Annotated in this window: 10 protein-coding genes; 2 read left to right on the top strand and 8 right to left on the bottom strand. The window is 63.4% G+C overall.

The genetic code is table 11. The features are described from left to right. Nucleotides 1-639 precede the first annotated feature (639 nt). From QJT78_RS13230 to QJT78_RS13205, 6 genes are all read right to left on the bottom strand, one after another. Entirely contained in the window at nt 640-1,419 is a 780-nt protein-coding gene (locus tag QJT78_RS13230) for a hypothetical protein (protein ID WP_049807672.1), read from the bottom strand. Between the two features lie 18 nt (nt 1,420-1,437). Next, nucleotides 1,438-1,785, bottom strand: coding sequence for a hypothetical protein (locus QJT78_RS13225; RefSeq protein ID WP_281460247.1), 348 nt, complete (start codon nt 1,783-1,785; stop codon nt 1,438-1,440). Then, nucleotides 1,785-2,048, bottom strand: coding sequence for a hypothetical protein (locus QJT78_RS13220; RefSeq protein ID WP_038943582.1), 264 nt, complete (start codon nt 2,046-2,048; stop codon nt 1,785-1,787). The genes QJT78_RS13225 and QJT78_RS13220 overlap by 1 nt, the downstream gene beginning before the upstream one ends. Then, the gene (locus QJT78_RS13215; protein WP_049807671.1) at nt 2,045-2,428 is read right to left on the bottom strand and encodes a helix-turn-helix transcriptional regulator; all 384 of its coding nucleotides are present in this window, start codon (nt 2,426-2,428) and stop codon (nt 2,045-2,047) included. The genes QJT78_RS13220 and QJT78_RS13215 overlap by 4 nt, the downstream gene beginning before the upstream one ends. 254 nt (nt 2,429-2,682) lie before the next feature. Continuing rightward, nucleotides 2,683-3,033: a helix-turn-helix domain-containing protein gene (locus QJT78_RS13210; RefSeq protein WP_038943580.1), complete on the bottom strand. Its 351-nt coding sequence runs from the start codon at nt 3,031-3,033 to the stop codon at nt 2,683-2,685. A 302-nt stretch (nt 3,034-3,335) separates the two neighbouring features. Further along, the gene (locus QJT78_RS13205) at nt 3,336-4,685 is read right to left on the bottom strand and encodes an integrase family protein (protein ID WP_038943579.1); all 1,350 of its coding nucleotides are present in this window, start codon (nt 4,683-4,685) and stop codon (nt 3,336-3,338) included. Nucleotides 4,686-4,862: 177 nt separating this feature from the next. Between QJT78_RS13205 and QJT78_RS13200 the strand changes: the two genes are divergently transcribed. Continuing rightward, on the top strand, nt 4,863-5,687 hold the full coding sequence (locus QJT78_RS13200) for an invasion associated locus B family protein (RefSeq protein WP_028147873.1): 825 nt from the start codon (nt 4,863-4,865) through the stop codon (nt 5,685-5,687). 97 nt (nt 5,688-5,784) lie between these two features. Here QJT78_RS13200 and hspQ read toward each other — a convergent pair whose 3' ends face one another. Continuing rightward, a complete protein-coding gene (gene hspQ, locus QJT78_RS13195) occupies nt 5,785-6,117 on the bottom strand; it encodes a heat shock protein HspQ (RefSeq protein WP_014495177.1) in 333 nt (110 codons plus the stop codon). Nucleotides 6,118-6,223: 106 nt separating this feature from the next. Between hspQ and QJT78_RS13190 the strand changes: the two genes are divergently transcribed. After that, nucleotides 6,224-7,177: an AEC family transporter gene (locus tag QJT78_RS13190; RefSeq protein WP_028147872.1), complete on the top strand. Its 954-nt coding sequence runs from the start codon at nt 6,224-6,226 to the stop codon at nt 7,175-7,177. Between the two features lie 6 nt (nt 7,178-7,183). On the opposite strand, the gene QJT78_RS13185 is transcribed toward QJT78_RS13190, so the two are convergent. Further along, a complete protein-coding gene (locus QJT78_RS13185) occupies nt 7,184-8,368 on the bottom strand; it encodes a UbiH/UbiF family hydroxylase (protein WP_028147871.1) in 1,185 nt (394 codons plus the stop codon). Nucleotides 8,369-8,403: the final 35 nt, after the last annotated feature.

Below are 8,403 nucleotides of genomic sequence, written 5' to 3'. Positions count from 1 at the left end.
GAGCCGCATTCGCCTTGCGTTTGCCGCGGCATGTCCCGAAGCCGACCTGATCTGCGGCTTGCCCGGCGCGCTGCTGCCGCTCGGTCCTTGACCGGCGGGGCGTCCGCCCCCCGTTCGCCCAACCCATCCCTCAAGCGCGTTGCAAAGTACCGGTCGTCAGGCGGTGAAAAGCCGAAGGCAATCCTGTGCGCCTCGTCAGACAAGATGTGCGGCCGCATCAATCGGGCCCAAAAGCCGCACTCTCACGAATAGGACGGGCTAACTCGGGGCATACCTTTACCGTCGTCCGCTACGCCCAAGATTGCGCTAAGATCATCCGCGACTTGGGGCCTAAGCTCGATGACTTGGCCTATATGGCTAGCCTCTATCCACACGGGAAGCAGATGTCACCCAAGCCAAAATTTGCCTGGGGCTTCCACCACCTCGACTTATTAATCCACGAGGCCGTTGCGCCGGTCAATTTGATCCTCAAGGATGGTTGGAACTAGCTACCCGCCGCCGGCACGATGCGCTGGTGTCGCGGAATGCAACGCTTGAATGGCCGCTTGTGGCCCATCTCGGACCTAGGGCGAAGTGCGCCAACGCGCCGCTATCAGAGGCAGAGTGGACCTCATACGAAGTGCAGCGCGGGTTTATGAACTAAGCCGCACGAAGTGCTCCCTTGGCGGTCTTCCCATGCTTTGCATCCTTCCTTGCTGGTGTCGTCGCTTCCTTGGCTGCGGCGGCTTCCCTCGCCATCTTCTGCGCGGTCTTCCAGTGCAGCTTCTTCGGCGCCGCCTCGCGGGGCTTCGGCGGCTTCAGCTTGGCCTGTCCTCGGAAAATCTCGACCTCGTCGTGGTTCTTCAGATATTGCAGCTTCAACTTGATCTGCTCGGCCGTGAGCCCGGTGTCGCGCGGCAGCGTGTCGATGGTCACCCATCTGTCGTGCGCGAGATACTCGACCAGCTTGACGCTGCGCGACGAGGTCGGCTTCGGCGCGGCTTCGACCGGCTTGGGCACGTAGGAGGCGATGTTGTCGCGCACACCCGCGACGATTTTATAGAGCCGCATCACCAGCTCGCTGAGGTCGGACATTTCGCCGCGCATCGCTGCAATTTGGTCGGGTATCGGCAGCACGTCGGGCTGCGGCAGCGACATCGCCTTCTCGGCCTGCAGCTGCGTCTGCTTCTTCGGTTGGGTGGACATTTTCAGGCTGACGTTGTCGGCGCGCAGGAAGCGACGAACGTCAGCCCGAGTATTCATGCGTGACCGCCAATCGCTGGCGCTTTTCGCAACGATGATCCTGCGCACCTCCTTCTCGGGGACGACCTGCCAGGAAATTTCGATGTGTCCGCCGTTGGTGTCGCGGATGTGACCTCGAATGCCGTGCGCCTTCAGTTCGCTGAGCGCGATCTCGGTGAGTTCGTTCTGATGGGCCATGGTTGTTGTCCTTGATTGCTAATCAGGAAGGTGCTGCAGCATTTCGCGGCGGCTCGATGCTTCGATGCTCTCGAACCGCATCACCTGTGTCGCATGGTGGTGTGACAGGTTGCCGGTCTTGCCCAGCGAGAGCCACTCGACGCTCATGCGGGGCAGGCGCTGTATCAGCAGCAGCGCCATGCCGCGGCTCATTGGGTAGCCTTGCTCCAGATTGTTCCAGCGCGTGGCGCTGATGCCGAGTCGGCGGCCAAACTCTTTCTGGTTCTCGCCGCTGACGATGTGGCGCAGTAGCCGCAAGCGCCGAAGATAAGCCTCGGTGTCGAAGCCGAGTTGTGCGGTATTGATCCTGCGGCGCGCGGTGCTCATCAGTGGCGGCCCCGCCTCACGTAGGCATGCCAATCGTGCAGCATCTGCGCCGTGGTCACCAGCTGATCGTCTGGCTTCGCCAGCTTGATCGTGCAGTCCACGCAGCGCAGCTCGTGCGGCGTCGGCGGGGGCGGCCGGTACTGCACGCCCATGCCGCAGGAGGCGCAATAACCGACCCTGTTGTCGGGCAGCAGCAGTCTGCCACGCATGACCCGCGCACAGACCAGGACGAGCGGCTGCTCCCTGCGGACCACGTTGCTCACGCGACCAGCTCCACGATGCCGTTGAGCAGCCGCAGCACGAGCGGGCGCAGCAGCGCCGGAATTTGCATGAACACCTGCGCCATCCGGTACACCTCGGCGTCGATGATCGCCGCGCTCTCGGTCTTGTCCCAGCCCAGCAGCTGGTGCGGCGTAGTGTCGAGCGCCTTGCTGAACTGGATCAGCCGGGAGCCGGACATGCGGTTGGTGCCCTTCTCGTACTTCTGTATCTGCTGGAAGGAGAGGCCGAACTGAGTAGCCAGTTGTTCCTGGCTCATGTCCTTCGCGAGCCGCGCCAGTCGCAGACGCGTACCAAATTCCCGTTCAGTGTCGGCGTTCACTTTTGTCGGGCCCAGCTTTGCCGCCCGCTTTTTCTTCGCCACGGTCCCCGTCCTCCTGTTGGTGTCGCGATGTTTGCGACACAATCGCCTTCTCAGTTTTCAACCGGGGCTCGATTGTTAATCAACATTCGAATCCCCCCGGAGTCAACAGGGCGTACATAGTTCGACCAAAATGTGGCGGGAGTTACTGTAAAACCGTCACAAAGACTATCGCATAAGGTGCGAAGAATGGTCGGTCGGAGAAAATTTCCCGCAAAATCGCGAATGCGCGGAAACACTTTTCTGCATTGCGAAAATCAAGTGTCCATTTCGGACAGTATCGGCGCGATCTCCTTGAAGCCCTTTGCCAGGATCAGTGTGAATTTGTCTTGGTGTGGCACCTGATCCGCGCGATGCGGTTCAAGATAGTATCTGCCCTTGATCCGCTGCAGCAGGCCTTGCTTCCGCAACACTTTGAGCCGTCGCATGACGGACGTGCGCGGCATGCGGAGGCGGACAGCGATCTCGCTGGCGTTCATCGGACGACCTTCGGCGTGACCCAGCATCGCTGCAACTGCGACCAACGCGCGGTTGGCATCGGTCTCGCCCGGCTCCTGATCCAGCGGCACCGTGGTGGCGTGAAACGCCAAGCAAAGGTCGATGAACATTTCTGCCAGCGCACGGCGGGCGTTCGACAGTCTTAGCGGGATCGGCGTTTCACTTGCTTGCACGGCGGGGAGGTAGCTGCTCTGCGCGCGCGATCCAGTGACAATGTTGCGAGCGCTTTGCACGGTGTCGGGCGCAAGCGCGCGAATTGTTCAAGCAGCGCGAGCTGTCAACCGGCTCCTTTTTTTTGCAGGAGGCAAATGTATGGACGCCAGCCATCCATGCAATCGAGAAAGGCCGGTGCGGGTGGCACCGGCCTTTGTTGGCACAAACTGCATAGAGCTATGCGACGACGCGCAGCCCGCTATGCGACGAGCTGAAACTTCACTCCAGCGCCTCGCGGCATTGACGACTGGCTGAGTATTTCGCGCAGCGCCGCGTCGAGATCGTCGAGCGCCTTCACGCGCGGATCGACTGGACGCGCGATGATCTGGACCGGCACGAGGTAGTGCTTGCGCGTGACTGGCGCGGCTTCCTTGCTAGGTGCCTTGTGCGTCATCACCTTGCCGATCAGTGCTTCGTCGTAGCCAAGCTGTTCGAGGATGCAGGCTCCGGTACGCCGCAGATCATGCGGCGTGACATCCGTCAGTCCGAGATACTCGCAGATGCCGACAAACTGATCCTCGCGACCGCGCATCAGGAAGCCAAGCCGCTTTTGCGTCAGCGGTGTCTTGCCGCCGCGACCGGGGAAGGCGAAGTGACGCTCGGCGCTGCCGATGGAGAACACCTCGTCGATGATCTCGCGGGCGAGACTGTTGAGCGGCTGCACCACATCACGCGCCTTCTTGGAGCGGCGGCTCTTGAGCCCCCTCAGCGGGATCGTCACCGTGTTGTCCGCGATGCCGTCGCGGGTAATCTGGAGACACTCACCCGTGCGCAGTAGCGTGACGAGCGACAGCTTCAGCGCGAGCCGCTGGAGGCGATCACCGGGGCAGCTCGGGTCATCGAGGCCGTGCCAGAACGTGCGCAGCTCGTCCGCCGTCAGCACGCGGCCGTCCTCAGTCTCGTAACGCTCGACAGCCTTGTCGTCCTCGTCCAGCGGCTTGATGGGGTTGGTGGCGAGGTACTTGCGGTCCTCGTGCATGGCCCAGTTGAACATGACGCGCAGCTGTTTGCGCACGTTGTTCGCTTGGGCCGGGTGACCCTCGGCGACATAGGTGTCGTACAGCTTCTTGAGTTCTGAGCTGGTGATCTCGCCGACCGCCCAGCCGCCCCACCATTGGAGGGGGCGCTTGAAGCAGTAGGCGATGTCCTGCCACGTCTCCTTCCGGGGGGCCATGCCGAAGCGGCGCATCACCGGCTGCTTGCAGTAGTCGATATACTCATCGACGAGCTGCTGCAGGGTGGTGCCCTCGGCGCGGTCCTTGATCGCCCTCTGTGCCCGCTCCACCTTGATGCTCTGGTTGTCGGCGACCAGCCCGGCAAGCCGGGTGGCTTCGACGCGGGCGCGCTCCGGCGTCCACTCGGGGTGAGTTCCGATCACATGCCAGTCCCGCTTTCCGGTCTTCTTGTTGAGGTGTTGGTAGTAGAAAGTGAACACGCCGTTCGGCGTTGTACGCAGGACGAAACCCTTTTGACCCTTCGGGCCGCCATCGCTATAGGTCTCGCGCTTGGTTCCGGCGACGAGGTGATGCTTCGTGATGAATACGGGCATGTTTGACCTTGTGTTTGTCGGTTAGCCCGGGCTAATCGGATGAAGAAAAACGCAGGCTAACTGGTGAAAAACGAGAAACGGATGATAGAGCCAACTCACTGTTTTCTATGGCGTTCTGGCTTTTTTCTACCGGTCTCGCTTTCCATCTTAAGGCCCGTTCAGAAAGGGTTTTCCGCAATGAATTTCCGTTACTTGGCCGCGTCCGTCCGGCCGCGCGGGCGACTTCTCGCCTTGTTGACGGCGACGGCGTTGGTCGTCCCGTTTGCCGCCGAGGCCCAGACCCCGGCGCCGGCCCCCGGTGCCCCCGCCGCACCCAAGGCGGCCCCGAAAGCTGCTCCGAAGGCTGCCCCCAAGGCTCCGGCACCGGCTGCCCAGGCTCCCGCCCAGCCGGCTCCCGCGCAGGGCGCTCCGGCGCAGCAGGGCGCCGCGGCCCAGCCGGCCGATCAGCAGATCCAGCTGATCTACGCCCCCTGGACCAAGTTCTGCCTCAAGGGCCAGGACGCCAACGCCAAGCAGGTCTGCTTCACCGGCAAGGACGGCCGTATCGAGTCGGGCCAGCCGGTCATCGCGGCCGTGATCATCGAGCCGGAAGGCGAGCCCAAGAAGATCCTGCGCGTGACGCTGCCGCTCGGCATGCAACTCGTGCACGGCACCCGGATCATCGTCGACAACAATGCGCCGTTGCAGAGCCCCTACGTGATCTGCTTCCAGAATGGCTGCATGTCCGACTACGAGGCCACGCCCGAGCTCATCGGCAACATGAAGAAGGGCCAGAACCTCGTTGTCCAGGCGATCAATGCGAACGGTGCGCCCTTGACGCTGCCGCTGCCGCTCGCCGGCGAATTCCAGAAGGCCTATGACGGTCCGCCGACCGATCCAAAGGTGTTCGAGGAAACCCAGAAGAAGCTTCAGGAAGAGCTTCAGAAGAAGGCCGACGAGCAGCGCAAGAAGCTCGAGCAGAACGGTGGCGCGCCCGGCGCGGCTCCGACCGGCCAGAAGTAAGCGGGCTAAAATCCCGGACATGAAAAAGGCGCTCGGTTCGAGCGCCTTTTTTGCTGGCCGCTTGATGGCGGCAAAACTCAGTTCAAGCGCGGTCGGCTCAGTTCAGCGACGGATTGCGCGGGCGATAGCCGCCGGTCTTGTCCTTGATGAAGATCTCGGCAACCTGGGAATGACGGATCGGCTCGCCGGAATCGTCCGGCACCAGGTTCTGCTCGGAGACATAGGCGACGTATTCCGACTCCGCGTTCTCCGCGAGCAGGTGATAAAACGGCTGGTCCTTGTGAGGCCGCACCTCTTCGGGAATCGACAGCCACCACTCCTCGGTGTTGTTGAATTCCGGATCGATGTCGAAGATCACCCCCCGGAACGAGAAGATCCGGTGGCGAACGACCTGTCCGATCTGGAATTTGGCGGTCCTCGCTTTAATCATTCCCCGTCGATAGACCAGGATTGTGGCCGATGCTAGTGCCCTGACCTGGAATTAACCTTCGACTAAGGGGTGGATAGCCCCCAAATCTTCAGAAAACACTTCATCAATGATCGATATCCTCAATCTGGCGCTACCTTATTTCGGCTTGATCTTTGTCGGATTTGCGTGTGGCAAGGCCAAGTCGCTGCCGGAATCGGGCCTCGCCTGGATGAACTTCTTCCTGCTCTACGTATCGCTGCCGGCGCTGTTGTTCGCGATCATGTCGAAGACGCCGTTTGCGGAATTGAACAACCCGCCGTTCCTGGTCGCGACCACGCTGTCGACGGTTGCGGCGTTCACCCTGGCGCTGGTCGTCGGCAAGGTTCTGGGACGGCTGACGCTGCGCGAAGCGACGCTTGCGGGCCTCTCCGGCGGCTATGGCAATATCGGCTACATGGGGCCGGGGCTGGCGCTCGCCGTGCTTGGACCGAAGGCCTCGGCGCCGACCGCGCTGATCTTCTGCTGCGACAGCATTTTCCTTTTCACGATCGTGCCGCTGCTGATCGAGCTCTCCGACCGCGACCATCCCTCGCTGGTCCATGCCTTCGGCGTCGTGCTGAAGCAGATCGTGCTCAACCCGCTGATCATGTCGGCCTGCTTTGGCGCGGCCGTGGCGGCGCTTCATATCGAGCTGCCGGTCGCGCTCGATCGCACCATCACGTTCCTTCAGAACGCAGCCGCACCGACCGCGCTGTTCGTGCTCGGTGTGACCGTGGCGCTCCGCCCGTTCAACCGGGTGCCGTGGGAGGTGCCGGGCGTGATCGCAGTGAAGCTCTTGATCCACCCGCTCGCCGCGTTCGGCCTGATGCTGGCGTTCGGACCGTTCGCGCAGCCCTGGGCCGCGACCGCCGTGCTGATGGCCTCGCTGCCGCCGGCGCTGAACGTGTTCGTGATCGCCCGGCAGAACGACGCCTGGATCGAATCCGCCTCCGTCGCGGTGCTGCTCGGGACCTTCGCGTCCGTCGTCACGCTGACCAGCGTGATGTGGGCGATCCAGACCGGCCGGCTGGCGTTTCCGTAAGCGAGCCTACCGCCGCCACGTCGGGGTCAGGCCCTCGCGCATGGCGAAGCGCCTGAGCGGGCCGATGGCGCCGAGCAGGTGCATGCCGACCGCGCGGACCGGCTGGAGCGGCAGGAAATCGTTGAGCAGGGAGCGGTTGGCGATGTCGATCGCAAACGTGCGGCTCAGAATGTCCGGACGCCGCGCCCGGTCGTAGCGCTTGAGCACGTCGGGTGCGCCGGGATCCTGGCCCGCGGCGATGGCTTCGCCCGCGAGCCTGGCGATGTCAGCGGCATCGCGCAGACCAAGGTTGAGGCCCTGGGCGCCGATCGGCGGGACCACATGGGCGGCTTCGCCGACCAGCGCGATGCGGTCGCGCCCGAAGGATTTTGGACGTTCGATCGCCAGCGGGAATAGGTTGCGGCCCGGCTCGACCGTCATGCGTCCCAAAATGGAATGCGACTGCTTCTCGATCGCGGCGGACAGGTCCGCGTCGCTCAGGCCGCGAAGCCGCTCGGCCTCGGCGGGGGCCGAGACCCAGACGATGCTGGAGCGGTCGCCGGGCAGGGGCACGAACACGCAGGGGCCATGCGGCGTGTGGAACTCGGTCGAGACGTTGCGATGCGGGCGCGCGTGGCCGACGTTGAAGGTCAGCGCGGTCTGCGTCAGGTCGCGCCGCGTCACCGCGATGCCGGCGGCTTCCCGGCACAGCGAGTGCCGGCCGTCGGCGCCGACCACGAGCCGGGCCGAAAGGAATTGAGCGGACGCCGTGCGGACCGCCACGTCGTCGGCTTCGATGACGACGCTTTCGGCCTCGTCATCGCAACGGACGAGGTTGGGCAACTCGGCCGCGCGTTCTTCCATCGCCAGCATCAGCGAGCGGTTGTCGATATTGTAGCCGAAGGCGTCGAGCGCGATTTCGTGGCAAGAGAACCGGACCTCCGGGGCCCGGAACAGCCGGCCGGTGTCGTCGACGAGGCGCATGATCTCGAGCGCGGCCGCCTTGCCCTTGCAGCGCGGCCAGACGTCGAGGCTCTCCAGGAGATCGACGGAGGCGCCGAGCAGGGCGGTGGTGCGGTTGTCGGCATAGGGCACGCGCCGCGCCACCAGCGCGGTCCGCGCGCCGGCCTGCGCCAGTGCGATGGCGGCCGCCAGTCCCGCCGGTCCGCCGCCGATCACGGCCGCGTCATGGAGTGTCGATGCATCTGTCATGGAACGACAATTGACATGCTGCGCGGCAAATTCAA

This window comes from Bradyrhizobium sp. Mp27 (genome assembly GCF_029953005.1).
GTDB lineage: Bacteria > Pseudomonadota > Alphaproteobacteria > Rhizobiales > Xanthobacteraceae > Bradyrhizobium > Bradyrhizobium barranii.
Note: the sequence above shows the minus strand (reverse complement) of the source record. Positions and strands in the feature narration are given on the sequence as shown.